The organism is Erythrobacter sp. BLCC-B19 (assembly GCF_028621955.1).
Taxonomy (GTDB): domain Bacteria; phylum Pseudomonadota; class Alphaproteobacteria; order Sphingomonadales; family Sphingomonadaceae; genus Erythrobacter.
Window position 1 is genome coordinate 2,778,526 of the sequence record NZ_CP117516.1, and the last position, 24,637, is coordinate 2,803,162.

The window sequence follows — 24,637 nt, forward strand, 5'->3', positions numbered from 1 at the left end:
CCGAGGAAGGAGACGACCCATGCAATTCATGCTGATGATCAACGAGGACGAGAGCGTCTACGCCGGCCCCGAGGGTGCCGCGCTGATGGAAGCGACGCTGGCCGGGCACATGAAGCTGGCCGAGGATCTGGCAGCGGCCAATATCTGGTTCTCGGGCGAGCGCTTGAAGCCTGCCGCCACTGCGACCACGATCCGCTGGGCCGATGGGGCCGAAACCCTGCATGACGGCCCCTTTGCCGAGACTCACGAGGAATTGGGCGGGTTCTACATCATCGATGTCGCCAGTCTCGACGAGGCGCTTGCCTGGGCGCGGCGCATTCCGGTTCCCAAGGGCGGGATCGAGGTGCGCCCGGTCTGGCCGATGGAGGGGTGAAAGACCCCGCAGCCTTTGCCGCGCGCGAGCTGGCGCTGGCGATCATGGCGGCGCGGCCCCGGGTGGTGGCCGCGCTTGCCGCGCACTTGCGCGATCTCGATGCGGCAGAGGATGCCTTCAGCGCCGCTGCCGCGCGTGCGCTGGCCCTGCCCGAGCCCCCGCGCGATGTGCCCGCGTGGCTGTTCGTCGCCGCCAAGCGTCAGGCGCTCGACGGGTTGCGCCGCGCCGATGCCGCAGCGCGCACAGCCGAGGCGCTTGCACAGGTGTCCGATATGGCCGAGATTCTGCACCTTCCCGAACCGATCCCGGACGAGCGGCTGCGGCTCTTGTTCATCTGCTGCCACCCCGCCATCGCCGCCGAGGCGCGCGCGGCGCTCGCCCTGAAGGTGATCTGCGGCTTGCCGGTGGCACAGATTGCCCGGCTGTTCGTGGTGAGCGAGCCGACCATGTTCCAGCGCATCACCCGCGCCAAGACCAAGGTGCGCGAGGCGGGGATCGCCTTCGAACTCCCGCCGCGCAAGGCGTGGCCCGAGCGGTTGGGCGCGGTGCTGCTGGCCTTGGAACTCGCCTTTACCGCCGCTTATGCCGATGCCGGCGGCGAGCTGTCGGCGGATCTGGGCGAGGATCTCGGCGCGGAGGTTGAGCACCTTGCGCTGCTGGTCGCCGAATTGCTGCCGCAGGAGCCCGAGGCGCTGGGGCTCGCCGCACTGGTGCTGCTCGCCCGCTCGCGCAAGGGGGCGCGGCTGGACGGGGAGGGCGCGATGGTGCCGCTCTCGCAGCAGGATGTGACCCGCTGGAGCTATTCGCGGATCGAATATGCGCAAGGCTTGATGGAGCGTGCGCAGCGGATCGGACGTTCTGGGCCCTATCAGGTGATGGCGGCGATCCAGCTGACGCACACCCGCCGCGCTTTCGACGGGGTGGTCGATTGGTCGGCGGTGTTGCGGCTGTATGATGTGCTGCTGGTGCTGCGCCCTTCGCCGATGGTGGCGCTCTCTCGCGCGCTGGCGCTGGCGCAGATTCATGGGGCCGAGGCCGGGCTGGCGGCCCTCGATGCGCTGCCGGCCGACCGGCTCGCGCTGGCCCGGCCGTGGCACGTCGCACGCGCCGATCTGCTGGCGAAGGCAGGCCGCCCCGAGGAGGCCGCCGCCGCGCTCGATGCGGCGCTCGCCCTCGGCCCGCCGCGCGCTGAACGCCTGTGGCTGGAGCAGCGCCGCGCGAGGCTAGGCTAGGCCTATTCGGCAGGCTCGGCCACAGGCTGCGCGCCGCGCTGGCGGGTCGTCACCTCACGGAACGCCTCACGGTAGCGCGGGTGCTCAGTGCCCATCCAGCGATCCCACCAGGTGAAATAGAAGCCGAAATTGTGGCCCGAGGAATGGTGCAGGTCGTGGTGCGTGGTGGTCGCGATCCAGTCGGTCCACGGATTGTCGACCCAGCCTGCGGGGAACAGCTCGCTGCCCGCGTGCGCCATCACGTTGCGGATCATCTGGTGCCAGATGAAGATCAGGATCGCATAGCCGGCATAGGCAATGCCCAGCTGGCTGGTGACAAACAGGAACACCGGCACGAAGGCGACCTCGATCACCGCCTCGGTCATGGTGAAGCTATAGGCGGTCCACGGCGTGGGCGTGCGCGACTTGTGGTGGTGGAGGTGGGTGGCGCGGAACAGCCGCTTGGAGTGCATCGCCCGGTGCGCCCAGTAAAACCATGCGTCATGCGCCAGCACCATCAGCACGACCTGCCAGGCGATGGTCCACGCCGTCGCATTCTGGAGCTTGAGCAGGATCACCCCCGTCTCGCGCCCCACAAGAATCGCAAGGGTGACGACCGCATAGACCACCACCGTCCGCATCGATGACAGGATCTCGCGCTGGTAATCGGCGCGGTTCGCGCGCCGGCCCACCTGAATACGGCGGATTTCGGCAAAGCCCCGGAAGACCAGCAGCAACACCGTCAACACCCCCGCCGCGATCAGGTAGCGGCTGAGATCGAAATAGATGCCGAACATGAAATGATCCGCCACCCGGTTGGTGGCATATTCGAGCGTGGCGGGATCGGCGGGAATGGTCATGTGCGAAAAGCCCTTGTCAGCGAAGGACTATGCCATGCCAGCCGCCTTGGGCCTAGGCTCGTCGCGTATGAAAAAGACCGAAGGATTTCGGAAAGCGTCGCGCTTTTTCAGTTCTGACCGATGGCGGCGCGGCGGTAGTCAGTGGGGGTCTGCCCGGTCTCGGTGCGGAAGGCGCGGTTGAAGGGGGGCAGCGAGTTGTAGCCGAGGTCCATCGCCACCGTCAGCACCGGCAGATCGACCTTGTCGCGGTCGGCGAGAATCGCGCGCGCCTCGGCGATGCGGTAGCGGTTCAGGAAAGCCGAAAAGTTGCGATAGCCCAGCCGCTGGTTGATCAGCGCGCGCAGGCGGTGTTCGGGCGCGCCGAGGCGCTCGGCAAGGCCGGCGATCGACAGGCCGGGGGTGCGATAGACCCCCGCCGCCATCAAGGCTTCGAGCTTCTGCTTCAGCACCACCTCGCTCGGTGACAGGGCGGGCAGCGGCCTTGCGGGTTCGCCTTCGGCCTCGCTGTCTTCCCCGGTGGGCGAGGGCTGGCTGCGGACCAGCAGTTCGGGCTCGGGGGCCAGCAGGGTCTTGCCCGCGAACAGCGTCACCGCAAGGATCAGCACTGCATTGACCAGCTGCACCACCGGATCGCCCCCCATCGCGCTGCCGCGCCCGGTGATCAGTTCATAGCCGAGGATGCCCCCCGCCTGCGCCGCCACCAGCAGCGGCAGCCACAGGCGAAACATGCGGCGCTGTTCGACCAGATCGTCCTCGCGCTCCAGCAGGGCGACGCGGAACAGGTCGGCGACCAGCGCAAGGCCGGTGACGTGGATGACGATGAAGCCCACCTTCATCTCGGGCGCGAGGAGATAGCCCACCAGCCATGCCCCGATCAGCACCGCCAGCGCGCCCCATGTCGCCAGGCGCAGAGGATCGCGTTCAAGCACCCGGCGCGCGAACAGCCAGGTGAAGTAGGGCGTGAAGATCGACAGGAAATCGCCCAGCGGCAGCGAGGTCGGATCGCCATAGAAGAACTGCGAGGTCGAATTGGACAGGTAGCCGATCGAGCCGACCAGCAGCCCGGCGAGCGGCAGCTTGAGCCCGCGGCGGATCTCGCCTGCGAGCAGCAGCACCAGCAGCAGCAGGCTCGCCCCGCAGGCGACCAGCCGCACTGCGATGTCGATCCGCTCGATCATGGAGCTAGCGCACGCGCCCCCAATCCTTGCGCCGCCGCAGCCACAGGATGGCCCAGTCGCCGCGCTGGAGCCGGGCGGCCATGCGGAAGCCTGCCAGCTGCATCGCGCGCTTGACCGCAGCCTCCTGCTCGCCCGCCAGCAGACCGGCCAGCAGCAGGCTGCCGCCGGGCGTGACCGCCTTGCCGAAATCTTGCGCGAGGCTGACCAGTGGGCCGGCGAGGATGTTGGCGATCAGCAGATCGTATGGCCCGCGCACCTCAAGCAGCGGATCGTCCATCCCGTCGGCCACGATCATCACCGCCTCGCCCGCGCCCGGGCCCATCGGCACAGCGTTGAGCCGCGCATTCTCCTCCACCACGCCGGTGCAGACCGGGTCGATATCGGTGAGGGTGCACTGCGCGCGCGGCCACAGCGCGAGCGCGGCAAAGCCGAGCAGCCCCGTGCCGGTGCCGATATCGGCGACATTCCTCGCCACCACACCGCTCGCCTTCATGTGCCCCAGCATCTCGAGGCACCCGGCGGTGGTCTTGTGCTGCCCGGTGCCGAAGGCCTGACTGGCAGGGATCACGAAGTCGATGAGATCGGGGGCGGCAGGGTAATCGGGCGTGTGGACATGGAACCGCCCGGCACGGATCGGCGGCGCGTTGTGCTGGCTGAGGGTCACCCAGTCTTCGGGCGGCAGTTCCTCGATGGTGATCTTGGGCGCGCGCCCCGCGAACAGCCCGGCGAGCGCGGCTTTCTCGGCCTTGCCCGGCTTTCGCGGATACCAGCCCTCCAGCACCCAGTCATCGGGCCTGTCCTCGGCGACTTCGCGGCCTGCGATGACGAGTTCGTAATCCCAGTCGTCGATTTCGTCATGCGCCAGCAGCGCCGCCTGCACGACGGGCTTGGGGGCGAAAGCCGACAGCTTCCATGTGGTGCTATCGGACAAAGCTTGCTCCATTGGCGTCGATCACCGCGCCGGTCATGCTCGGCGGCGCATCGAGGGCGCAGAAGGCGATGATGCTCGCGATCTCCTCCGGTGTCGCCACCCGCCCCAGCGGTATGTCGGCGAGCAGCCCCGGCCCGCCGCGGCTGGCGAGGTAATCGCCTGCCATGCTGGTGTCGGTAAAGCCGGGGGTGACGGCAAAGCTGAGGATCCCGTCCTTGGCATAGGCGCGCGCGATGGTCTTGTGCATCCCCACCATTCCGCTCTTGGCCGCCGCGTAATGCCAGTGCGCCGGGCTGTCCCCGCGATAGGCGGCGCGGCTGGCAACGTGAACGAGCCGTCCGGCAACCTTGCGCTCCTGCCAGTGCAGCACCGCAAAGCGCGACAATTGCGCCGCGCTAGTGAGGTTGACGCGCAGCGTGTCCTCCCAGGCATCGAGCCATTCGATGTCCGATCGGTCGAGCCGGTTGGCCTCGAACCGCCCGGCATTGTTCACCACGACGTCGATTTCCCCCCCTGCGAGGTCGAGCGCTTCGTCCCACAGGTTCTGCACGCTCAGCGGATCGCCGAAATCGGCGGCGATGATCGGCACGCTGCCTGCGGTGCTGGCCTGCGGGCGCGAGGCGTGGCCGATGACCTTTGCGCCCCGTGCGGCGAGGGCGGCGAGGGCGGCCCTACCGATTCCGCGGCTTGATCCGGTAACTAGAATGTGTCCCATGCAAGTCGCTATCCAAAACTTTGCAAGCTGTGTCCACCATGTCGCGGCTTGCCTCGCGCGACAGCCGCGCTAAGTGGGGTGGCACAAGACAGGGACACGACGGGATCACCATGAACCAAAGACCGCTATCGCCCCACCTCCAGATCTGGCGCTGGGGGCCGCATATGCTCGTTTCGATCCTCCACCGCGCGACCGGCGACGGCATGGCGCTGGTCGGCCTTGCCGTGCTGCTGTGGTGGCTCGGCGCGCTGGCGAGCGGGCCCGAGGCCTACGCGACTTTCCAGAGCGTGATGGGTTCGGTGCCCGGCATGATCGTTCTGGTCGGCCTCAGCTGGGCGTTCTTCACCCACATGATGAGCGGGCTTCGTCACTTCGTGCTCGATATCGGGGCGGGGTACGAGCTTGATACCAACCGGATGTGGTCGATCGCCGCGCCGGTGATCGCGATTGTCTGCACCGCGGCCTTCTGGGCCGTGATCATGCTCGGCTGAGGGGAGAGATACCATGGGTAACGGAACTTCCATCGGCCGCGTGCGGGGTCTGGGCGCTGCGCACCACGGCGCGCATCACTGGCTGGTGCAGCGCTTCACCGCGATCGGCAATGTGGTGCTGATGAGCTGGCTGATCGTCAGCCTCGCGCTGCTGGGCGATTATGGCCACGCCAGCGTCGTCAAGTGGCTCTCCCAGCCGGTTTCGGCGACGGCGATGATCCTGCTGGTGTTCAGCCTGTTCTGGCACGCGCGTCTGGGGCTTCAGGTGCTGATCGAGGACTATCTCCACGAGCCCGGCACCAAGTTCGCAGCACTCGCTGCGCTTAATCTTGCAACCATTGGCGGCGGCGCCTTCGGGATTTTCAGCGTTGCCGCGCTCGCATTCGGAGGTAACGCCTGATGGCAACCGCAGCTCCCAAGGGAACGGCAAACGACGTGGGCGGCGCGCATCTGAAGGGCGCCTATACCATCGTCGATCACACCTATGACGTGGTGGTGGTGGGCGCGGGCGGAAGCGGCCTGCGCGCAACGATGGGCGCGGCGGAAGCCGGCCTGCGCACTGCCAACATCTCCAAGGTCTTCCCGACGCGCTCGCACACGGTCGCCGCGCAGGGCGGGATCGCCGCTTCGCTCGGCAACAACAGCCCCGACCACTGGACCTGGCACATGTATGACACCGTCAAGGGGTCGGACTGGCTGGGCGATCAGGACGCGATCGAATATCTCGCGCGCGAGGCGCCTGCGGCGGTCTATGAACTCGAGCACGCGGGCGTGCCCTTCAGCCGCAATGCCGACGGCACGATCTACCAGCGGCCCTTCGGCGGGCATATGCAGAACATGGGCGCCGGCCCGCCGGTGCAGCGCACCTGCGCCGCGGCTGACCGCACCGGCCACGCCATGCTTCACGCGCTCTATCAGCAGAGCCTCAAGTATGACGCGGACTTCTTCATCGAGTATTTCGCGCTCGATCTTATCATGTCCGAGCGTGACGGCCAAAAGGTCTGCGTCGGCGTGATGGCGATGTGCCTTGATGACGGCACGATCCACCGCTTCCGCGCGCAGTCGGTCGTTCTGGCGACCGGCGGCTATGGCCGCTGCTACTACACCGCCACCTCGGCCCACACCTGTACCGGCGACGGCGGCGGGATGGTGCTGCGGGCCGGCCTGCCGCTGCAGGACATGGAATTCGTGCAGTTCCACCCGACCGGCATCTACGGCGCGGGCGTGCTGATCACCGAAGGCGCGCGCGGGGAGGGTGGCTATCTCACCAACTCCGAAGGCGAACGCTTCATGGAGCGCTATGCCCCGAGCGCCAAGGACCTCGCCTCGCGCGACGTGGTGAGCCGTTCGATGGCGCTGGAAATGCGCGAAGGCCGCGGCGTCGGGCCGGAAGGCGATCACATCTACCTGCACCTCGATCACATCGATCCCAAGGTGCTGGCCGAACGCCTGCCGGGCATCACCGAGAGCGGCAAGATCTTCGCGGGTGTCGATCTCACCCGCCAGCCGCTGCCTGTCACCCCGACGGTGCATTACAACATGGGCGGCATTCCGTGTAACTATCACGGGCAGGTCGTCACCCTCGGGCCGGACGGCAATCCGGACACCGTCATCCCCGGCCTCTATGCCGTGGGCGAGGCGGCGTGCGTGTCGGTGCACGGGGCGAACCGCCTGGGCTCGAACTCGCTGATCGATCTCGTGGTGTTCGGCCGGGCGACCGGCCACCACCTGCGCGACAATCTGACGCCCAATGCCAAGCAGCCCGAACTGCCGGCCGACAGCGCCGACTTTGCGCTGACCCGTCTGGATCACTTCCGCTATGCCGAGGGTGGCTCTCCCACCGCGCAGATCCGCGCGGAAATGCAGAAGGCGATGCAGAAGCACTGCGCCGTGTTCCGCGACCAGAAGCTGATGGACGAGGGCGTGGCCAAGCTGGCCGAGCAGAACAAGCGGATGGAGGACATCCACGTCACCGACAAGTCGCTGATCTGGAACTCCGACCTGATCGAGACGCTCGAACTCGACAACCTCATGGCGCAGGCCAACGTGACGATCGCGTCCGCCGCCAACCGCAAGGAAAGCCGCGGCGCCCACGCACACGAGGACTACCCCGAGCGCAACGACAAGGAGTGGATGAAGCACACCATCGCCTGGTTCGACGGCTGGGGCGGTCGCGGCAGCAACATCCGCATCGATTACCGTCCGGTCCACGAATATACGCTGACCGACGACATCAAGTACATCGAGCCCAAGGCGCGCGTTTATTGATGCTTTGGCGGCTGGCAGGACTGGTGATTGCACCGGCCCTGCTGGCGGCGTGCTCGCTGGATGCCGATCGGGCGGGGGAGGATGCCCCTTCTCCGCCCGATGACGCCATCAACCTCGAAACCACCGATCTTGAGGGCGAGGCGCTCGCTGCGAAAGTCAGGCTGGACACCGGCCGGAGCGATCCGGTGCCGGAGAACCTGATTGGCGACTGGAAGTATTCGCACGACGAATGCGAGGAAGAGAGCGGTCCGCCCGAAAATCGCGATATCCGGGCATCGATCGCCTTCGAGGCAAACCGCACCTACTGGATGGATGTAGAGGGCTTTCCGTTTTCGGGCAGCTATCGCTACGAAGGCGGCGATCATCCGAGCATCACGCTCGACAACTGGCTCAATTTCGCAGTGGTCGGCGATACCTTGCAGAACTGGAGCGAGGGCGATGCGGTCTATCAATGCGGCCGCGTGTTCGTGCGCGCGCCAGCCTCGGGCAAGGCCGGGGGCTGATGCCGGACAGTGGACGGGTGACCAAGCGGCTGACCTGGTACTGGCAGGTCGAGGTCGCCAATGCCGCCTTGGTTCCGGCGGCGTTCTTCATTTTCGGCGCCTGGCTCGGCGCGCCGCTCGGGTGGCCGTCAATGGCCGCTCTGGTTCCGGTGATCGGGCTGCTGATCGTTGGCGGGCTCTATTGGCGCGGCAAGCTGCGGGCCTTGCAGGGTGAGCGGGCAGCGCTGGACAAGGCGCTGCGCCTCGCCGACCGCTGGGATCGCCCGCTCCTGGTGCTGACGCTGGCGGCGCTCGGTCTGGCTGCCGGAGGCTTCGTCATAGCCTGGCCGGGCGCAGGGCCGGGGGATCGCTGGGGCGTGCTGATCGCCGCGCTCCTCGCGCTGGCGGAATATGTGAATTACTATCACCTCCAGCTGCAACACTTCGACAATTGGCCTGATTTCCAGCGACTTGTTACCGGCAAAGGCTTTCGGCCAGCCAAGATGGCCGTAGACCTCGCAGCATGGCGCAAGCAAAGGCAGTCGCGCTGCCGCCTATAAGTCGCGGCAGATGTGTGGAACGCCACAGTCCTGTTGCGCGATGGGCGTTATTTCTTCTCCCCGTATCTTGTAATTGGCAGGATACTGATTGTCAGAGCGATCCGGAATTTCATTGGATTGCCATGCGTTTGGGGGAAGATCATGCGATATTTCATGCTACTGCCGCTCGCCCTGCTGGCCGCTTGCGATGGGGCCGCTCCGGCGCCCGATGCTGCTGAACCCAGCCCTGCCGCGCCCGAGACCGCCGCTGCCGAAGCGGGCCAACCGAGCCCCAAGATCGTGATGCGGGTGACAGAGCCGGCCGGTGAAGCCGAAGGGTCGGCGGAAACCTCGGGCGAGCAGCGGAGCCCTGCCTCGGCAGATGATGTGCAGGCGACGCTGAGCAAGCTGTCCTCGTCGCTGTCGCAGGAATCGCTTGCGCCCAACTGCTTCAAGATCGTGACCGTCGAATGCGAGGTCATCGACGGGCGCAGCGTCTGCGTCAGGACGATCACGATCGAGTGCTTCTGATCGCGCAAGGCGGTGTCCTCTTGCGGGGGCGGCGCGGCAAACCGTGACTGGCGGGAGCGGGCCGACAGCTCCCGCCAATCACCTGCGATCACAGGCGGCGAATGGCGGCTTGACGCGCCGCTGCCGCGAATGCAGCTTGCCGTCTTGATGAACAGGGGCCGGATCATCGCTGGAGCCTTGGCGGCGCTGCTCGCTGCGCCTGCCCTGTCCCAGTCCGCCGCCCAATCTGCTCCGACCAATCCCCACCAGCCGCCGCCCCATGTCGCGCCCTGGCCCGATCTCGGCAGCGGGGAGAGCCGGGACGACCGGCGCAAGTCCTTCGCGCTTTCACCCGAACTCCAGCGCGGGGTTCCGGTGGCGACGATCCGCGCGCAGCAGCGGCGGCTCGATGCTGCGCTGGCCGCCTTGCCGCGCCATGTGCCGGGCGTGCCCGAGGCCTATGTCGTCACCGTCGCTCTCGACAGCGATCCCGTCTTCGCCCGCGAGGCGCGGGAGGCGGCCAAGGTGCTTTCCGCGCGCTACGGTGCCGAGGGACGCACGCTGACGCTTGCCGGGCCGGACGGGACGCGCGACGACGCGCCCCACGGCTCGATCACCGCATTGCTGCTGGCGCTCAGCCATATCGGCACGCTGATGGACGGCGCTGAGGATGTGCTGGTGCTCTACACCACCAGCCACGGGGCCGATATCGGGCTGGCCTATCACTATGGCGACAGCGGCTATGGCATTCTTTCGCCGGTAACGCTCAAGGCCGCACTGGCCGAGGCCGGGATCAAGCGGCGGGTGCTGATCCTGTCGGCCTGCTATTCGGGCGTGTTCGTGCCCTTCCTCGCCAGCCCCGACACCGCGATCCTCACCGCGGCGGCGAGCAACCGCACCTCCTTTGGCTGCCTCGCCGAGAATGACTGGACGTTCTTTGGCGACGCGCTCATCAACCGCGCCCTGCGCCAGCCGGTGGGCCTCGAAGAAGCCGCGCGCACGGCGGGGCGATCGGTGGCCGAGTGGGAGACCAAGGCGCGCTTCCTCGCCTCGCTGCCGCAGGTCAATATCGGCATGAATGCGCGCAGCTGGCTACCGCAGATCGAGGCCGCGATGCCGCGCCAGGCGAGCGCGCCGGTGGGCCGCCCGGCCTTCGACGAGGCCGCAATAATGGCCAAGGCGCCGCCCGCCGCGCCGAAATAGACAAGGACTGCCTCCATGAACCCCGCCGACGCCATGCCGTTCTCAAAGCTGATGGGTGTGCAGATCACCGCCGCCAGCGCCGATGCGGTCGAGGGCGAGATCACGGTGCGTGATGATTTGTGCACGGCGGGCGGGATAATGCATGGCGGGGCGATCATGGCCTTTGCCGATGCGCTGGGCGCAGTGGGCGCGGTCGCCTGCCTGCCCGACGGTGCCAAGGGCACGACCACGATCGAGAGCAAGACCAATTTCCTGGGTGCAGCACCCGTCGGCAGCCTTGTGCGGGGCGTGGCAAGGCCGCTCAAGACCGGGCGGCGGATGTCGGTGTGGCAGACCACCATCACCGCTGCCGATGGGAAGGCGGTGGCCGTGGTGATCCAGACGCAGCTGGTGCTCTAGGGCGCTGGCGCAGCCCGCCGCGCGGTGATGATCCGCACCGGCTCGGCCAGCATCTGCCCCTTCATCAGCCCCTCGCCCTGTTCGGGATCGCGCGGCGCGGCGTGGATGGCAGCGACGATGTCCATGCCCGCCGTGACATGGCCAAACACCGCATAGCCATCGCGCCAGGTCGGGTCGGAGGACGAGGGGTCGGCATCAAGGCCGGTCTGATCCTCGATCATGATGAAGAAGTCGCCGTCCGCTGTCCCCGCGCCAAGGCTCGCCATCGCGACTGCGCCGTGGGTGTGCGAGAGGCCGGTGAGGTTGGTCGGCTCATGCGCGATCGGCGCGCGCACCCGCTTGGGATCGCCGCGCGCGCCGCCCTGCAGCACGCCTGAGGGGGAATAGGCGCTCGCGACATCCATCGCGCGGTAAAAGGTCGTCCCGTCCAGCCGCTTTTCATCGACATAGCGCAGGAAATTGCCCGCGGTGATGGGCGCGCGTTCGGTTTCCAGCGCGATGGTGATGGGGCCAAGGCTGGTTTCGAGCACCACGCTGACTGACGCGGCTTCGGGGAAGGGGCGGACGGCGGGGCGCGCCGAGCGGGTCGGGCCGAAGTCCTGCGCGGTGAGCGGCGCGGGGCCGGCGGGCGGGGGCTTCAGCTCGAACTTCATCAGCAGCGTGCGCTGGCAGCCTGCGCCGGGCCGGGTCTCGCAATTGCGGAAATTGTCGTCCGAGGCGAGGTAGAGGAAGGTGTGGCCCGGCTCCTCGCGCAGCGCCAGCCCTTCGAAATTGTCGAGGGTGAGCGGCGGGGTCAGCACGGCGAGGGTGGCCGCGCTGTTATCGGGCGCAAGCGCGACAATCGCCGCGCGGTTGCCCTGGCTGGCCTGATAGCTGCGGAAGAGGACAAAGCAGCTGCCATCCTTGCGGCACGCGGCATCGGTGGGCACGCCGCCAGCCTCGGCGATGCCTTCGGGCGCTGCCAGGGCGAAGGACACAGCGCCGCTGTCGGTGATCCGCAGGCAGTTGGGGCGCGCAGGGTCGGCCCATTCGCCGCAAGCCAGCAGCCCGCCATCATAGGCGGCGAGCGTTTCGATCCCCTCATTGGGCGCGGCTCCGGCGAGAAGCGCAGCCGCGCGGCTGTCCTCGCCCGTCGCAGGCCCGGCAAGGTCGGCATAGCGCCAGATGCGGTGTTCCTGCTCGAAGGCGACCAGCCATTCGCCCGAGGCAAGCCGGGTGATCGCCTCGGCATCGCCGCGCTCCTTCGAGCCGAGCTTGCCGCCTTTGGCATCGCGCAAGGGGGCAAGGCTGATCGACGAGACATCGACCAGCCGCGATCCCTGATCATCGGGGGTCATCACCACACGGCGGCCATCATCGGTCACGGCGTAAAGCTGGCCGTCATGCCAGGTGAGGCTGGAGATGCCGCCGATCTGAGCCTTGTCGGGCGCAATCGCCACGCCCCCGCGGAAGATCAGCTCACCCACTTCGCCTTCGCTCTGGCCCGGGGCGAATTCCACCGGTTCGGTCGCGGGGAAGAATTCCTCCTGCGCGGCCAGCGGCGCGGCAAGCAGCAGGGCGAGGGCGGTGGCAAGGGCGCGCTTCCATGTCATTCGTCCGGGTGTATCGCCGCTTGAACGAAGCGCAAGCCGTGGCGGGCCCTGTTCAGCCGCGCGCAAGGTTTACAGGCGTAGTCGTGATGACTACAGGTGTAATCAGCAGCGAGGGAGACGCTTTCGTGAACGCGCCCGACGAAGACCAGAACCCGCGCCCCGGTGAGCGCATCACCGAGGCCGAACACGCGGTGATGGAAGTGCTGTGGGATCGCCCGCGCCAGACCGCTGCCGAAGTGTGCGAGGATGTCTGCGCCACGCGCGGCTGGAGCCTCGCCACGGTCAAGACCCTGCTCTCGCGCCTTGTCCAGAAAGGCGCGCTGGAAGCCGAGCCCGATGGGCGGCGGTTCCTCTACACCCCGCTGATCGCGCGCGAGGATTATGTCGGCGGCGAATCGCGCCGTTTGGTCGAACGCCTGTTCGGCGGCAGCGCGGTCTCGCTGGTCGCGCATCTCGCCGAGACCGAGGCCTTGAACGATGATGACCTCGCCGAGATCGAGGCCTTGCTCAAGGCGCTGCGGTCATGAGCGCGGTGCTGATCGAAACGCTCGCCTGGACCGGCGTGCTGATCGCTGCCGTGCTGGTGCTGCGCCGCCCGGTGTCCCGCCATTTCGGCCCCGAGGCGGCCTATGCCCTGTGGGCGCTGCCGTTGCTGCGGCTGATCGTGCCGCCGGTGACGCTGCCTGCATGGATGGCGCCCAATCCCGAGGCGGCGCCCGCAGCGCTCGCAAATGCAGGGCCAATGGCTGATGCGTCTGCGACTGCGAGCGATCCTGCGCTGTGGCAGGTGGCAGCAACGGCGCCTGACACCGCGCTGCCCGCGCCGCTGCCCATTTCGGCGGAAGCTGCAACCGCGCCCTCTGCCGGGTTCGACCTTATCGCCGCTTTGTCGGATATTCCCGTGATCGAAGGTCTGCTGGCGATCTGGCTGGTCGGCACGGCGGTGTTCCTTGCCCTGCGGTTTTCCGCCTACTTCACCTTGCGCGATCTGCTGCTGGCCGAGGGGCGCGAGCTGGGACGGGCGCGGGGCTTCCTTGGCCTGCCCGTGCGGCTGATCGAGACCCCTGCGACCGATGCCCCCCTGGCAATGGGCGTGCTCGACCCGGTGATTGCGCTGCCTCCCGGCTTTCTGGCGCTGCATGATCGGGCCGCGCGCGATCTCGCTCTGGCGCATGAACTGGCGCACCATCGGGGCGGGGATCTGCTGGTCAATATCTGCGTCCAGCCGCTGTTCGCGCTGCACTGGTTCAATCCGCTCGCCCGCTATGGCTGGCTGGCGCTGCGGCGCGATCAGGAGGCGGCCTGCGATGCGCGGGTGATGGCCCATCGCTCAGCCCATGAACGGGCCGCCTATGGCGCGCTCATCGCCCGCTTTGCCGCTGCGCCCGGCAGTGCCCACCACGCCGCTCTCACCGCGCCGATGGCGTGCCCGGTGCTGGGCGAGAAATCGATCATTCACCGTCTGAGGAGCCTTGCCATGTCCGATCTTTCCCCCCGTCGCCGTCTGGCGGGCCGCGCGCTGCTCGGCGCTGGCCTGCTGGCCCTGCCGCTGACCGCCTCGATCAGCTACGCCGCGAGCGAGGCAGAGCCTGCGCCGGTGGAAGCGCCCGAAGCGCCCGAACCGCCCGCACCCCCGTCCGCGCCGGAGGCTCCGGAGCCGCCGGCCGCGCCAGAAGCGCCTGAGCCGCCGACTGTCGTCATCATCAAGGAAGACGGCACGACCACGACCTCCACCAACACCGAAGTCACTGAACAGGTGTGGCGCGATGCAGATGGCAAGGAGCATCGCATCCGCATGGTGTTCCGCGCTACGCCCGATGGCGAAGCGATTGCCCGCAAGTTCGAAGGCATCGAATCCGCCGACAAGGCCGAGCGCGCGGAAATGTTCGCAGCGCTTCAGGAAGGCCTCGCCGAAGCCGAACGGGTGCGCGCCGACTTGCCCCGCATCATGGCCGAAGCCTTCGCTGCCGCTGACGCCGCCAGCGCCCAGAGCCAGCGCGTGATCGTCAAGCGCGAATGCAAGCCGGGCAGCGACGAGGTGTCGGAGACCACCACCAAGGACGGCGTGCAGATCGTCAGCATCTGTCAAGCGCGCATCTATGCCTCGGCCCGCAAGGGACTGGAGGAAGCCCGCGCCGAGATCGCCCGCGACAAGGACATCCCCGAGGATACCCGCAAGATGATCCTGCGCACGCTCGACAATCAGATCGCCCGCTGGAGCGAAAAGGAAGGCTGACCCAGAGGCCCAAACAGGGGGAGGGGGCGGCGGGTCGTTACTGGCTCGCCGCCTTCGGCCGGGCCGGGTAGGCGCAGCCGCGTCCCAGCCCCAGACCTTTCAGGAATGCGCGTCTTGCCATCCCCGCAGTATAGGCAGCGCGCAGGGCGCGGTCGTTATCGGCCGCGCCCGTCACTTCGCGCAGGATGCCGCGAAACGGGATCACCGAGCCGACGATGCTCTGCCCGATCCGCCCTTCGCTGATGCGGTCGCCGCCGTCGTCCTCGGCGATGTCGTAATCCGCGCCCAGCTCCATATCGAGTGCGGCGATTTCAGCGACGATGGCGTTGCACTTGCCAAGGCCTTCGGTCGCATAGGGATTGAGCACCGCCTTTTGCAGCACCTCCGGTATGTCGCGTCCGTCGATATTGAGATCGCGCAGCGGGGTCTTGGCGACTTCCTCGGCGTCGGGCTCGGGCATGGCCTGTGCATGGACGGGCAGGGCCGGAGCCGCAGCAAGGACAAGCAGGGCAGCAAGGGGGAGGGGGCACTTCATGTCAGTCATTATCCTTCGAAAAAGGCATTGCAGGCGGCAAGATCGGTGCTCTCCAGCCCGAGCCTCAATGCTTCCATCCGCTGGCGGCTGGTGCCGTGGGTGAAGCTTTCGGGGTTCACACGCTGCCCGGCATTGCGCTGCAGGGTATCGTCGCCGATCGCGCTGGCGGCCTTGAGGCCTTCCTCCAGATCGCCCGGCTCGATCAGATTGCGGTTCTGGCCCGCCCACATTCCGGCATAGCAATCGGCCTGCAATTCCATCGCCACCTGCAGGCGGTTGGCGGCGGCAGGGTTGCGCTGCTGGGCCTCGCGCACCTTGGGCGAAAGGCCGGTGATGGTCTGGATGTGGTGGCCATATTCATGCGCGATCACATAGAGCCGCGCAAAATCGCCGCCGGTGCCTGCCATCTGGGCGAGCTGGTCGTAGAAGCTGGTGTCGATATAGATGCCCTTGTCTGCGGGGCAGTAGAACGGCCCCACGGCTGACGTCGCGCTGCCGCAGCCCTTGGTGTCGACCCGTCCGCCCTGATAAAGGTCTAGCACGGGCTGTTCGAACCTGAGGCCCGAGCGCGCAAAGGCAGCTGCCCAGGTTTCATCGAGGCTGGTGAGCGCGTTGCACGCCTCCTGCGCGTAATCGCTGCTGGTGCAGATCTGCTGCTCGCTGAGCGTCTGCCCGCTGTCGCCGCCTTGCGAGGCAGGCGCGCTCTGCTGCTGGACGGACTGGACAAGCCCGATGGTCTGCGCAGGATCAAGCCCGAACACCACCGCGCCGATCAGGGCAATCACCAGAGTCCCGCAGCCCACGCCGCCCGCACGGCCCATCCCCCCGCCGCCGCCGCCATCGCTGGAGCGGACATTGATCCTCGAGGTATCGAACGGCCCCAGGCGCATCGGCTAAATCTCCCTCACCCCAACGAACGCAATGACATTCGCTCAAGCAATTTGCTGGACAGCCGCAGTTTGGACGGCAAAAGCGAACACCAATAGGCCAAACGTGCAGGAGATGCGGCGAATGCTCAAGGACAAGCGCGCCCTTGTCACCGGATCGACCTCGGGAATCGGCCTCGCCGTGGCGCGCGCGCTGGCGGCTGAAGGCGCCGAGGTGATTCTCAACGGGCTGGGCGATGCGGATGAAATTGCCAAGCTGTGCGAGGAACTTGGCGCTGGCTACAACGGTGCCAATCTGATGGATCCGGCGGCGATCGCTGCCATGATGGCGGACGTCGGCCCGGTCGATATCCTCGTCAACAATGCCGGGATGCAGCACGTCGCCCCGGTCGAGGATTTCCCGCCCGAAAAATGGGACGCGATCATCGGTCTCAACCTGTCGGCGGCGTTTCATACCACGCGGGCAGCCGTGCCGGGGATGAAGGCGAAGGGCTGGGGGCGGATCATCAACACAGCCAGCGCGCACTCGCTCGCCGCATCGCCGTTCAAGAGCGCCTATGTCGCGGCAAAGCACGGGCTGGCGGGTTTTACGAAGACCATTGCGCTCGAACTCGCGACCCACGGGATCACCGCCAACTGCATCTCGCCGGGCTATGTCTGGACGCCGCTGGTCGAAAACCAGATCCCCGACACGATGGCCGCGCGCGGCATGACGCGCGAGCAGGTGATGAACGACATCCTCCTCGCCAAGCAGCCGACCAAGCAGTTCATCGGCCCCGATGATGTCGCCGCGCTCGCGGTGTTCCTGTGCGGCGATGCGGCGCGCGGGATCACGGGGGCAAATTACACCATCGACGGAGGCTGGACGGCCGAATGACCGCCCTGCGCGTCCGGCTGTGGCTGATCGGGCTGGCAAGCCTGCTGCTCGCAGCCTGCGCGCGCGCGCCGGTGGAGGTCGCGCCCGATCCCGCGCATGACGATATCGCAGCGCGGCTGATGGCCGACATCACAGTGCTTGCCAGCGATGAATTCGCCGGGCGCAAGCCGGGGACGCCGGGCGGGCGGGCGACCTATGAATATCTCGAGCGGCGGTTCGGCGAGGTCGGGCTGGTCTCGGGCACCAATGATCCCGGATCCTATTGGCGGATGCCGGTCGATCTGGTCGCGACCGAGCCGCATAGCGGGCGGCTGACGCTGGGGCAGGGGCGGAGTGCGGTGACGCTGACCGACAGCGAGGCCGCCGTCTTCACCCCGCGCCGCCGCGCCCTGGCGGCAGGTGGGCCGGGGACGGGGGTGCCGGTGGTGTTCGTCGGCAATGGCGACGGGTCGGTGCTGGGCGATGCGTTGGCCGGGGCAGCGGTGCTGATGCTCGCCGATCCGGGCCGCGATGCCGCGCGGCGCGACGCGCTGTTCGCCCAGCGCGCCACGGCCGTGGTGACCGTGCTTCCTGATGCCGATGCGCTCGCCGCCGTGCGCCGCCGGGAGGAGCGCGGCCGGCTTGAGCTCGCCAGCGAGGAGCGCGACAATCTCTCGGCCTATATCACCGATGCAGCGCTCGCCCGCGTGCTCGGCGCGAAGCGCTGGGACCAATGGAAGGCCGAGGCTGCCAAACCTGATTTCGCCCCGCTTGAACTCAATCTGGCCATCACCCTCGAAGCGAGCGCTGACCGCCGCGAATTTCCCAGCCAGAACATCATCGGCATGATCCCCGGCACCGTGCCCGGATCGGGCGGCGTGCTGTTGCTCGGGCATTGGGATCATCTCGGCGAATGCGCCGGCTACGAAGCCCCCGACCGGATCTGCAACGGCGCGGCCGACAATGCCAGCGGGATCGCGATGATGCTGGAACTGGCCCGGCGGCTGAAGGCCGGGCCGCCGCTGGCGCGCGATGTCTACGTGCTCGCCACGAGCGCCGAGGAGGCCGGGCTGCTGGGCGCGCGCGCCTTTGTCAAAGGCACCCCCGTGCCGCTGTCGGGCTTTGTGGCGGCGTTCAATTTCGACATGATGGCCGTCGCGCCCGCGGGCAGCCCGCTGGGCGTGATCGGGCGAGGGCAATCGCCCGCTCTCGATGCGGCGATCGATGAGGTTGCGGCGCAACGCGGGCGGGTGCTGGGCGACCAGAGCCTCGCGGACAGCTTCCTGCAGCGTCAGGATGGCTGGGTGCTGTTGCAGGCGGGCGTGCCCACGGTGCTGATTTCCAGCACCTATGGCAGCCGCGCCGTGCTCGATCCGTTCATTGCCAGCCACTATCACCGCCCCTCGGACGAGGCAGCCCTGCTGGAGCTGGGCGGGGCGGTGGATGATCTGCTGCTGCACGAGGCGCTGATCCGGCTGGTGGCCGACCCGGCGCGCTATCCGGCACCGGCTGCGGCGCGCCCCTAGCGTTCGTCGCAAAGCGCGGTTACATGGGCCGCCACGAATCTCCCGCCAGAGGAGATGCACCTCTCATACTCATGCGAAAGTGGCGCTCATGGATATCCCGCTCGGTCTGACCTTCGATGACGTTTTGCTCCGCCCGGCGGAGAGCAGCGTCCTGCCGAGCATGGCTGATACCTCGACCCGCCTGACGCGCGACATCCGGCTCAACATCCCCGTCCTGTCCTCGGCGATGGACACCGTGACCGAGGCCGACATGGCGATTGCCATGGCGCAGCTGGGCGGGATCGGGGTGCTCCACCGCAATCTCGACATCGACGCGCAATGCGCCGCGGTGCGTGCGGTCAAGCGCTACGAGAGCGGGATGGTGGTCAACCCCATCACCATCGGCCCCGATGCGACGCTGGGCGAGGCGCAGGCGCTGATGCAGGCCAACCGCATCAGCGGCATTCCGGTGGTGGACGCGGGCGGCAAGCTCGTCGGCATTCTCACCAACCGCGACGTGCGCTTTGCCGAGAACCCGGCGCAGCCCGTGCGCGAGCTGATGACGACCGAGAACCTTGCCACCGTGCCCCTCGGCACCGGTCAGGAAGAAGCGCGCCGCCTGCTCCACGCCCGCCGGATCGAGAAGCTTTTGGTGGTGGATGATGCCTTCCACTGCATCGGCCTCATCACGGTCAAGGATATCGAGAAGGCGGTGAATTACCCCCACGCCACCAAGGACGGCACCGGCCGCTTGCGCGTGGCGGCGGCGACCACGGTGGGCGATGCGGGTTTCGCGCGCACCGAAGCGCTGGTCGATGCCGAGGTCGACGTGATCGTGATCGACACCGCCCATGGCCACAACATCGAAGTCGCCCGCGCGGTGGACCGGGTGAAGAAGCTCTCCAACCGGGTACAGGTGATCGCGGGCAACGTCGCCACCGCAGAGGCGACCCGCGCGCTGGTCGATGCCGGGGCCGATGCGGTCAAGGTCGGGATCGGCCCGGGCTCGATCTGCACCACCCGCGTCGTCGCGGGCGTGGGCGTGCCGCAGCTGACCGCGATCATGGAGAGCGCTGCCGAGGCGGCGAAGTCGGGCGTCCCGGTGATCGCCGATGGCGGCCTGCGCACCAGCGGCGATGCCGCCAAGGCGTTGGCGGCGGGTGCTTCCTCCGTGATGATCGGCTCGATGCTCGCGGGCACCACCGAAAGCCCGGGCGAGGTGTTCCTCTATCAGGGCCGCTCCTACAAGGCCTATCGCGGCATGGGCAGCGTCGGCGCGATGGCGCGCGGTTCGGCTGACCGCTATTTCCAGCAGGATGTTTCCGCCATGAAGCTGGTGCCCGAAGGGATCGAGGGGCAGGTGCCGTTCAAGGGCCCGGCGGCCGACGTGGTCCACCAGCTGGTCGGCGGGATCAAGGCAGCGATGGGCTACACCGGCTCGCGCACCATCACCGACCTTCAGGAGCGCGCGCAGTTCGTGCGGATCACCAATGCGGGGCTTTCGGAAAGCCACGTCCACGATGTTGCGATCACCCGCGAAGCGCCCAATTATCCCACACGCTGAGGCCTCGATATGACCCCCGCCGCTAGAATACAGGCGGCGATCGAGCTGCTCGATACCATTATCGCGTCCGCCCGCAGCAAGGGCGCGCCCGCTGACCGCATCATCGCCGACTACTTCCGCGCGCGCCGCTATGCCGGGTCGAAGGATCGGCGGGCGGTGCGCGATCTGGTCTATCGCGCAATCCGCCTGTGCGGGCCGGTGCCTGCCAGCGGGCGGGCGGCGATGCTGGCGGTGGCGGGACAGGACGAAGCGCTGGCCGCGCTGTTCGACGGATCGCCCCATGGCCCCGCACCCCGCGCGGAGAACGAGGAAGCCGCCAATTCCGGCCTTGCCCCCAAGTGGCTCGCCGCCGCCTTGCGCGCCTCAGGCCTCGGCGGGCGCGAGATCGCCGCGCTGCTGGGCCGCGCGCCGCTCGATGTGCGGGTCAATGCGCTGAAGGCCGACCGCGAAGGGCTGGCGCTCCCCGAAGCGGGCGAGCCGCTCGCCAGCGCGCAAGGCCTGCGGTTTGCGACCGGCACTCCGGTCGAACAATGGGAGGCTTACGAACAAGGTCTCATCGAAGTGCAGGATCTGGGCAGCCAGCTGATCGTCGAGGCGCTGCCGGTGGCGGCGGGCGACACGATCATCGACCTGTGCGCAGGCGGCGGGGGCAAGACGCTGGCGCTGGCCGCCCGTCTGGGCAATGCTGCGAGCCTTGTCGCGGCCGACACCGACAAGCGCCGCCTCGGCAACCTCGCGCCTCGCGCCGCGCGGGCGGGCGCGGCGGTGGATCATACCGTGCTGCTCGATCCCGGCCGCGAGATGCGCGCCCTCCAACCATGGGCGAACAAGGCCGATCACGTGCTGGTCGATGCGCCGTGTTCAGGCAGCGGGACATGGCGTAGGAGCCCCGAGGGGCGCTGGCGGCTCGATCCGGCAGAACTCGCGCGGCTCAACGCCTTGCAGGATCACGTGCTCGATCTGGCCGCGCAGCTGACGCGCTCTGGCGGCACCATTGCCTTTGTCACCTGTTCGGTGCTCGATGCCGAAGGGGCCGACCGCATTGCCGCCTTCCTGGCCCGCCATCCGGGCTGGCGCGCGGAGCCGCTCACCCTCCCGCTCGGTCGTCCGCGCGGCGCGGGTATCCGGCTCGATCCGCTCCACGATGGCACCGATGGTTTTTTCATCGCCTGCTTGCGTTCACCATGATAGCCTCGCATGATATGGTCCAGCCTCTCGGTTCCCGGTCTCATGCACTGAAGGAGCTTTTCATGCGTTTCGCGCCCGCTGCTGCTGCCCTGTCCCTGTGCCTCGCCATCACGGCGAGCATCTCGCACGCGGGCGATGTCGGCACACCCGATCCGCAGGCAGCGGCGCTGATCGCGCAAGGGCAAGCGGCGCTGGCTGCAGGCGATGCGCAGGCCGCGATCGACGCGTTCGAAGCCGCACTCGCGGTCGATCCGGCCTATACGCCGATCTTCATCAACCTCGCCGATGCGGCGCGCCAGCAAGGCCTGCAAGGCAAGGCGATCCGCTATTACCGCGAAGCGTTGAGCCGCGATCCGGGCAATGTTGCCGCGATCTCGGGCGAAGGCGCCGCGCTGGTGGAAAAGGGCGCGCTCGAAAAGGCGAAGAAGAACCTCGCCAAGCTGCAATCGCTGTGCGGGGATGATTGCCCCGAAACGGTCGCGCTGCAATCGAGCATCGCGCGCGGGCCGTCCCCGCGCCTCGCCATCGAAAGCAAGGCCGAGGACGCGCCGGCTTCGAACTGACGGTTCAGATCAGGTCGCGGAACTCCGCCAGCACCTCTTCATAGACAGCGCGTTTGAAGGGCACGATCAGCTCGGGCAGCTGTTCGGGGTCGATCCAGCGCCATTCATTGAATTCGGGCGGATCGTGGGCTTCGAGGTCGATGTCGGCATCCGCGCCGAGGAACCGGCCGAGGAACCAGTATTGTTCCTGCCCGCGATACTTGCCCTTCCATACCCGCCCGAGCAGTTCGGGCGGCAAGTCGTAACGGATCGGGCGCGAGGTCTGGCCGATCACGTCGACCATGTGGGCGGGAACGCCCACTTCCTCCTCCAGCTCGCGCAGGGCGGCGGCGCGAATGTCCTCGCCCTTGTCGATCCCGCCTTGCGGCATCTGCCAGAAGCCGTGCGCGGAAGGGTCGATCCGCTGGCCGACGAAGACCTTGCCCTCGGCGTTCACCAGCATGAAGCCCGCGCAGGGGCGGTAGGGGAGGCTTTCGGGGTCGATCACGCCGGGTTCTCCAGCATGAAGCGCATCGCCGCGATCACGCGTTCGAGATCGGCTTGGGTGCTCGGCACCATCTGGCGCAGGTTGGTGAAGCTGTGCGTCACCCCGCGCATTTCGATGAACACGCAGTCGCGCCCCGCATCGACCAGCGCCTTGGCATAGGCGCGGCCCGAATCGCGGATCGGATCGAGGCTGGCGGTGACGACGATTGTGGGCGGGGCATTGCTGTGATCGCCCAGGATCGGGAAGCCGCGCGGGTCTGCGCGGTCGGCGCCATAGGCCGCATCGAAGAATGCCATGGTGTCGGCGGTGAGGAGGAAGCCTTCGCTGAAGGCTGCCATGCTCTCCGAACCATTGGCGTCGGCCACCAGCGGGAAGATCGGCACTTGCAGGAGGACGGGGACAGCGGCCGGGTTTGCGCCCAGCAGCTGGCTCACCACCACCGTGGCATTGCCGCCCGCCGAATCGCCGATGGTGATGATCCCGGAGGCGGTCAGGCCCAGTTCGTCGGGGCTGCCTGCCACCCAGCGCGTCGCCGCCTCGCAATCGAGGATCGCGGCGGGGAAGGGCGCTTCAGGGGCGCGCGCGTAATGCACCGCCACCAGCGGCAGATCGATCAGCGCGGCAATCTCGGTGCAGAGCGCGTGGTGGGTTTCGAGGTCGCCAATCACGAAGCCCCCGCCGTGGTAGAAGGTGATGACGGGGGTGGGCTGCTCGCGGCTCTCGCGCGCGTCGTAGAGGCGCAGGGGAATGTCGCCATTCGGGCCGGGGCAGGCAAGGTCGCGGATCACCGGCAGCGCCCGCGCGGGACGGTCGGCGATGCCGTGCATCTTCACATAGGAATCGCGCGCCTCTTCGAGCGTCATGTCGGCCATCTTCGGCCCGTTCACCTGCGCCATCATGTCGAGGAAGGCCTTCATGTCGGGGCGGATATAGGGCGCGTCGGTCATCGTGGTTCTCTCCCGTGTCTTTGGCGGTGCGATAGGCGAGCAGGCGGGCGATTTCCACTCGCTTGAATGCGAGCGCCGCGCTAGCCTGAAACGCGATGGACAATCTGACACATAGCCTGGTCGGCGCGGTGCTGGGGCAGGCGGGGCTGAAGCGCACCACCGGCCTTGCCATGCCGGCGCTGATCATCGGCGCGAACCTGCCCGATGTGGACGCGGCGTGCTTCTTCTGGCTGGAGGGCACCGAGCACCTGGCCTTCCGCAGAGGCATCACCCACGGCCCGCCCGCGCTGGTGCTGCTGCCTTTGGTGCTGGCGGGGCTGTTGTGGGCCTTCGACCGCTGGCAGACCAAGCGCGGCACCCGGCCCGAGGGGCGGCTGCCGGTGCGCTTCGGCTGGCTCTACGCGATGGCGTTCATCGGGTGTCTCAGCCACCCCTTCTTCGACTGGCTCAACGTCTACGGCATCCGCCTGCTGGAGCCGTTCTCCTCGCAATGGTTCTACGGCGATACGCTGTTCATCGTCGACCCGTGGCTGTGGGCGATGCTGGTCGCGAGCGTGTGGGTCTCGCGGCGGCGGGAGAAGGCGGGGGCGGCGAAGTGGGCGCGGCCTGCGCGGGTAGGGATTGTGGCGGTGCTGGCCTATATCGGGGTCAATTGGGCGATTACGCAGCATGTCGTCCGCGAGACGCAAGAGTCGCTGGGACTAAGCGAGGGCGTTATCGCCAACCCTCGACCTATCATCTTTTTTGATCGCGAAGTCCTGATCCGCGACAATGGCGTGTGGTGGCTCACTCTAGAAAGCTCAACGAACCAGATCGGGGAATTTCCCAACAAGTTGAGCGTGGTGCCGTGCCGAATCCCTGACCTGTCACAGGAGCGGCTCACGAATTCGGAACTTGATGCCTTTCTCATATGGTTAAGGGCTCCCCTACCAGAGCGCGCCGAGGACGGCTCGGTGATCCTTCGCGATGCGCGCTTTATCGACCCGCGGGTGGGGGACAGGTTCAGCCTCGCGCTCCCGGATGTGCGGTGCGAGGAACTTCCCAGCCCCTAATTCGTCATTGCGAGCGAAGCGAAGCAACCCATGGACCGAACCGTTCGGCCATGGATTGCCACGGC

General features: G+C 67.6%; 27 protein-coding genes. 18 read left to right on the top strand and 9 right to left on the bottom strand.

Features of this window, described 5'->3' with window-relative positions:
* Positions 1-19 precede the first annotated feature (19 nt).
* Positions 20-373, top strand: coding sequence for a YciI family protein (locus tag PS060_RS12990; RefSeq protein ID WP_273983712.1), 354 nt, complete (start codon positions 20-22; stop codon positions 371-373).
* Positions 370-1,605: an RNA polymerase sigma factor gene (locus PS060_RS12995; protein ID WP_273983714.1), complete on the top strand. Its 1,236-nt coding sequence runs from the start codon at positions 370-372 to the stop codon at positions 1,603-1,605. The genes PS060_RS12990 and PS060_RS12995 overlap by 4 nt, the downstream gene beginning before the upstream one ends.
* Positions 1,606-1,607: 2 nt before the next feature.
* Here PS060_RS12995 and PS060_RS13000 read toward each other — a convergent pair whose 3' ends face one another.
* The 4 genes from PS060_RS13000 to PS060_RS13015 all read right to left on the bottom strand — a co-directional run bounded on the left by PS060_RS13000 (position 1,608) and on the right by PS060_RS13015 (position 5,268).
* On the bottom strand, positions 1,608-2,444 hold the full coding sequence (locus tag PS060_RS13000) for a sterol desaturase family protein (protein WP_273983715.1): 837 nt from the start codon (positions 2,442-2,444) through the stop codon (positions 1,608-1,610).
* A gap of 107 nt (positions 2,445-2,551) precedes the next feature.
* Positions 2,552-3,622: an AraC family transcriptional regulator gene (locus PS060_RS13005; RefSeq protein WP_273983717.1), complete on the bottom strand. Its 1,071-nt coding sequence runs from the start codon at positions 3,620-3,622 to the stop codon at positions 2,552-2,554.
* Between the two features lie 4 nt (positions 3,623-3,626).
* Positions 3,627-4,553 (bottom strand): 50S ribosomal protein L11 methyltransferase, encoded by a 927-nt coding sequence (locus PS060_RS13010; protein ID WP_443112384.1) that lies wholly within the window; start codon positions 4,551-4,553, stop codon positions 3,627-3,629.
* Positions 4,543-5,268, bottom strand: coding sequence for an SDR family NAD(P)-dependent oxidoreductase (locus PS060_RS13015; protein WP_273983721.1), 726 nt, complete (start codon positions 5,266-5,268; stop codon positions 4,543-4,545). The genes PS060_RS13010 and PS060_RS13015 overlap by 11 nt, the downstream gene beginning before the upstream one ends.
* A gap of 110 nt (positions 5,269-5,378) precedes the next feature.
* Between PS060_RS13015 and sdhC the strand changes: the two genes are divergently transcribed.
* The 8 genes from sdhC to PS060_RS13055 all read left to right on the top strand — a co-directional run bounded on the left by sdhC (position 5,379) and on the right by PS060_RS13055 (position 11,160).
* Positions 5,379-5,759 carry a succinate dehydrogenase, cytochrome b556 subunit gene (sdhC, locus tag PS060_RS13020; RefSeq protein ID WP_273983723.1) on the top strand — a complete coding sequence of 127 codons (381 nt, stop codon included), beginning with the start codon at positions 5,379-5,381 and terminating at the stop codon, positions 5,757-5,759.
* Between the two features lie 13 nt (positions 5,760-5,772).
* A complete protein-coding gene (gene sdhD / locus PS060_RS13025) occupies positions 5,773-6,159 on the top strand; it encodes a succinate dehydrogenase, hydrophobic membrane anchor protein (protein ID WP_273983725.1) in 387 nt (128 codons plus the stop codon).
* Complete coding sequence (gene sdhA, locus PS060_RS13030; RefSeq protein ID WP_273983726.1) at positions 6,159-8,027, top strand: succinate dehydrogenase flavoprotein subunit; 1,869 nt, start codon at positions 6,159-6,161, stop codon at positions 8,025-8,027. Before sdhD ends, sdhA begins: the two co-directional genes overlap by 1 nt.
* Positions 8,027-8,530, top strand: a complete 504-nt coding sequence (locus PS060_RS13035; protein ID WP_273983727.1) for a hypothetical protein — start codon at positions 8,027-8,029, stop codon at positions 8,528-8,530. The genes sdhA and PS060_RS13035 overlap by 1 nt, the downstream gene beginning before the upstream one ends.
* On the top strand, positions 8,479-9,069 hold the full coding sequence (locus PS060_RS13040; protein WP_273983728.1) for a hypothetical protein: 591 nt from the start codon (positions 8,479-8,481) through the stop codon (positions 9,067-9,069). The genes PS060_RS13035 and PS060_RS13040 overlap by 52 nt, the downstream gene beginning before the upstream one ends.
* Positions 9,070-9,222: 153 nt before the next feature.
* On the top strand, positions 9,223-9,579 hold the full coding sequence (locus tag PS060_RS13045; protein WP_273983730.1) for a hypothetical protein: 357 nt from the start codon (positions 9,223-9,225) through the stop codon (positions 9,577-9,579).
* 147 nt (positions 9,580-9,726) lie between these two features.
* Positions 9,727-10,761 (top strand): C13 family peptidase, encoded by a 1,035-nt coding sequence (locus PS060_RS13050; RefSeq protein ID WP_273983731.1) that lies wholly within the window; start codon positions 9,727-9,729, stop codon positions 10,759-10,761.
* 15 nt (positions 10,762-10,776) lie between these two features.
* Complete coding sequence (locus PS060_RS13055; protein WP_273983732.1) at positions 10,777-11,160, top strand: PaaI family thioesterase; 384 nt, start codon at positions 10,777-10,779, stop codon at positions 11,158-11,160.
* Here PS060_RS13055 and PS060_RS13060 read toward each other — a convergent pair.
* Positions 11,157-12,752, bottom strand: a complete 1,596-nt coding sequence (locus PS060_RS13060; RefSeq protein WP_273983733.1) for an esterase-like activity of phytase family protein — start codon at positions 12,750-12,752, stop codon at positions 11,157-11,159. The two genes, PS060_RS13055 and PS060_RS13060, sit on opposite strands and share 4 nt — an antisense overlap.
* Positions 12,753-12,877: 125 nt before the next feature.
* Here PS060_RS13060 and PS060_RS13065 point away from each other — a divergent pair, with 125 nt between their 5' ends.
* Together PS060_RS13065 and PS060_RS13070 are read left to right on the top strand one after the other, a co-directional pair.
* Positions 12,878-13,279: a BlaI/MecI/CopY family transcriptional regulator gene (locus PS060_RS13065; RefSeq protein WP_273983734.1), complete on the top strand. Its 402-nt coding sequence runs from the start codon at positions 12,878-12,880 to the stop codon at positions 13,277-13,279.
* Entirely contained in the window at positions 13,276-14,988 is a 1,713-nt protein-coding gene (locus tag PS060_RS13070) for a M56 family metallopeptidase (protein WP_273983735.1), read from the top strand. The genes PS060_RS13065 and PS060_RS13070 overlap by 4 nt, the downstream gene beginning before the upstream one ends.
* Positions 14,989-15,025: 37 nt before the next feature.
* On the opposite strand, the gene PS060_RS13075 is transcribed toward PS060_RS13070, so the two are convergent.
* Both PS060_RS13075 and ypfJ read right to left on the bottom strand, forming a co-directional pair.
* Positions 15,026-15,532, bottom strand: a complete 507-nt coding sequence (locus tag PS060_RS13075; protein WP_273983736.1) for a hypothetical protein — start codon at positions 15,530-15,532, stop codon at positions 15,026-15,028.
* Positions 15,532-16,413, bottom strand: a complete 882-nt coding sequence (gene ypfJ / locus PS060_RS13080) for a KPN_02809 family neutral zinc metallopeptidase (RefSeq protein ID WP_273983737.1) — start codon at positions 16,411-16,413, stop codon at positions 15,532-15,534. Before ypfJ ends, PS060_RS13075 begins: the two co-directional genes overlap by 1 nt.
* A gap of 121 nt (positions 16,414-16,534) precedes the next feature.
* Here ypfJ and PS060_RS13085 point away from each other — a divergent pair, with 121 nt between their 5' ends.
* From PS060_RS13085 to PS060_RS13105, 5 genes are all read left to right on the top strand, one after another.
* Positions 16,535-17,287: a 3-hydroxybutyrate dehydrogenase gene (locus tag PS060_RS13085; protein ID WP_273983739.1), complete on the top strand. Its 753-nt coding sequence runs from the start codon at positions 16,535-16,537 to the stop codon at positions 17,285-17,287.
* Positions 17,284-18,792, top strand: a complete 1,509-nt coding sequence (locus tag PS060_RS13090) for a M20/M25/M40 family metallo-hydrolase (protein ID WP_273983740.1) — start codon at positions 17,284-17,286, stop codon at positions 18,790-18,792. The genes PS060_RS13085 and PS060_RS13090 overlap by 4 nt, the downstream gene beginning before the upstream one ends.
* Positions 18,793-18,880: 88 nt before the next feature.
* Complete coding sequence (gene guaB / locus PS060_RS13095; RefSeq protein ID WP_273983742.1) at positions 18,881-20,335, top strand: IMP dehydrogenase; 1,455 nt, start codon at positions 18,881-18,883, stop codon at positions 20,333-20,335.
* A gap of 9 nt (positions 20,336-20,344) precedes the next feature.
* The gene (locus tag PS060_RS13100) at positions 20,345-21,523 is read left to right on the top strand and encodes an RsmB/NOP family class I SAM-dependent RNA methyltransferase (RefSeq protein WP_273983744.1); all 1,179 of its coding nucleotides are present in this window, start codon (positions 20,345-20,347) and stop codon (positions 21,521-21,523) included.
* 62 nt (positions 21,524-21,585) lie between these two features.
* A complete protein-coding gene (locus tag PS060_RS13105; protein WP_273983745.1) occupies positions 21,586-22,086 on the top strand; it encodes a tetratricopeptide repeat protein in 501 nt (166 codons plus the stop codon).
* Positions 22,087-22,090: 4 nt separating this feature from the next.
* Here the strand turns inward: PS060_RS13105 and PS060_RS13110 are convergent, their stop codons facing one another.
* Together PS060_RS13110 and PS060_RS13115 are read right to left on the bottom strand one after the other, a co-directional pair.
* A complete protein-coding gene (locus tag PS060_RS13110; RefSeq protein WP_273983746.1) occupies positions 22,091-22,573 on the bottom strand; it encodes an RNA pyrophosphohydrolase in 483 nt (160 codons plus the stop codon).
* Positions 22,570-23,520, bottom strand: a complete 951-nt coding sequence (locus PS060_RS13115) for an alpha/beta hydrolase (RefSeq protein WP_273983747.1) — start codon at positions 23,518-23,520, stop codon at positions 22,570-22,572. Before PS060_RS13115 ends, PS060_RS13110 begins: the two co-directional genes overlap by 4 nt.
* A gap of 95 nt (positions 23,521-23,615) precedes the next feature.
* Here PS060_RS13115 and PS060_RS13120 point away from each other — a divergent pair, with 95 nt between their 5' ends.
* Positions 23,616-24,572, top strand: a complete 957-nt coding sequence (locus PS060_RS13120) for a metal-dependent hydrolase (RefSeq protein WP_273983749.1) — start codon at positions 23,616-23,618, stop codon at positions 24,570-24,572.
* Positions 24,573-24,637: the final 65 nt, after the last annotated feature.

What these genes read in the sequence shown, in the direction of transcription:
- PS060_RS13085 (WP_273983739.1), top strand. Translation starts at nt 16,535, where the DNA reads ATGCTCAAGGACAAGCGCGCCCTTGTCACCGGATCGACCTCGGGAATC.
- PS060_RS13045 (WP_273983730.1), top strand. Translation starts at nt 9,223, where the DNA reads ATGCTACTGCCGCTCGCCCTGCTGGCCGCTTGCGATGGGGCCGCTCCG.
- PS060_RS13120 (WP_273983749.1), top strand. Translation starts at nt 23,616, where the DNA reads ATGGACAATCTGACACATAGCCTGGTCGGCGCGGTGCTGGGGCAGGCG.
- PS060_RS13100 (WP_273983744.1), top strand. Translation starts at nt 20,345, where the DNA reads ATGACCCCCGCCGCTAGAATACAGGCGGCGATCGAGCTGCTCGATACC.
- PS060_RS12990 (WP_273983712.1), top strand. Translation starts at nt 20, where the DNA reads ATGCAATTCATGCTGATGATCAACGAGGACGAGAGCGTCTACGCCGGC.
- guaB (WP_273983742.1), top strand. Translation starts at nt 18,881, where the DNA reads ATGGATATCCCGCTCGGTCTGACCTTCGATGACGTTTTGCTCCGCCCG.
- PS060_RS13060 (WP_273983733.1), bottom strand. Translation starts at nt 12,752, where the DNA reads ATGACATGGAAGCGCGCCCTTGCCACCGCCCTCGCCCTGCTGCTTGCC.
- PS060_RS13035 (WP_273983727.1), top strand. Translation starts at nt 8,027, where the DNA reads ATGCTTTGGCGGCTGGCAGGACTGGTGATTGCACCGGCCCTGCTGGCG.
- sdhC (WP_273983723.1), top strand. Translation starts at nt 5,379, where the DNA reads ATGAACCAAAGACCGCTATCGCCCCACCTCCAGATCTGGCGCTGGGGG.
- sdhA (WP_273983726.1), top strand. Translation starts at nt 6,159, where the DNA reads ATGGCAACCGCAGCTCCCAAGGGAACGGCAAACGACGTGGGCGGCGCG.
- sdhD (WP_273983725.1), top strand. Translation starts at nt 5,773, where the DNA reads ATGGGTAACGGAACTTCCATCGGCCGCGTGCGGGGTCTGGGCGCTGCG.
- ypfJ (WP_273983737.1), bottom strand. Translation starts at nt 16,413, where the DNA reads ATGCGCCTGGGGCCGTTCGATACCTCGAGGATCAATGTCCGCTCCAGC.
- PS060_RS13105 (WP_273983745.1), top strand. Translation starts at nt 21,586, where the DNA reads ATGCGTTTCGCGCCCGCTGCTGCTGCCCTGTCCCTGTGCCTCGCCATC.
- PS060_RS13050 (WP_273983731.1), top strand. Translation starts at nt 9,727, where the DNA reads ATGAACAGGGGCCGGATCATCGCTGGAGCCTTGGCGGCGCTGCTCGCT.
- PS060_RS13040 (WP_273983728.1), top strand. Translation starts at nt 8,479, where the DNA reads ATGCGGCCGCGTGTTCGTGCGCGCGCCAGCCTCGGGCAAGGCCGGGGG.
- PS060_RS13055 (WP_273983732.1), top strand. Translation starts at nt 10,777, where the DNA reads ATGAACCCCGCCGACGCCATGCCGTTCTCAAAGCTGATGGGTGTGCAG.
- PS060_RS13075 (WP_273983736.1), bottom strand. Translation starts at nt 15,532, where the DNA reads ATGACTGACATGAAGTGCCCCCTCCCCCTTGCTGCCCTGCTTGTCCTT.
- PS060_RS13070 (WP_273983735.1), top strand. Translation starts at nt 13,276, where the DNA reads ATGAGCGCGGTGCTGATCGAAACGCTCGCCTGGACCGGCGTGCTGATC.
- PS060_RS13015 (WP_273983721.1), bottom strand. Translation starts at nt 5,268, where the DNA reads ATGGGACACATTCTAGTTACCGGATCAAGCCGCGGAATCGGTAGGGCC.
- PS060_RS13090 (WP_273983740.1), top strand. Translation starts at nt 17,284, where the DNA reads ATGACCGCCCTGCGCGTCCGGCTGTGGCTGATCGGGCTGGCAAGCCTG.
- PS060_RS13115 (WP_273983747.1), bottom strand. Translation starts at nt 23,520, where the DNA reads ATGACCGACGCGCCCTATATCCGCCCCGACATGAAGGCCTTCCTCGAC.
- PS060_RS13000 (WP_273983715.1), bottom strand. Translation starts at nt 2,444, where the DNA reads ATGACCATTCCCGCCGATCCCGCCACGCTCGAATATGCCACCAACCGG.
- PS060_RS13005 (WP_273983717.1), bottom strand. Translation starts at nt 3,622, where the DNA reads ATGATCGAGCGGATCGACATCGCAGTGCGGCTGGTCGCCTGCGGGGCG.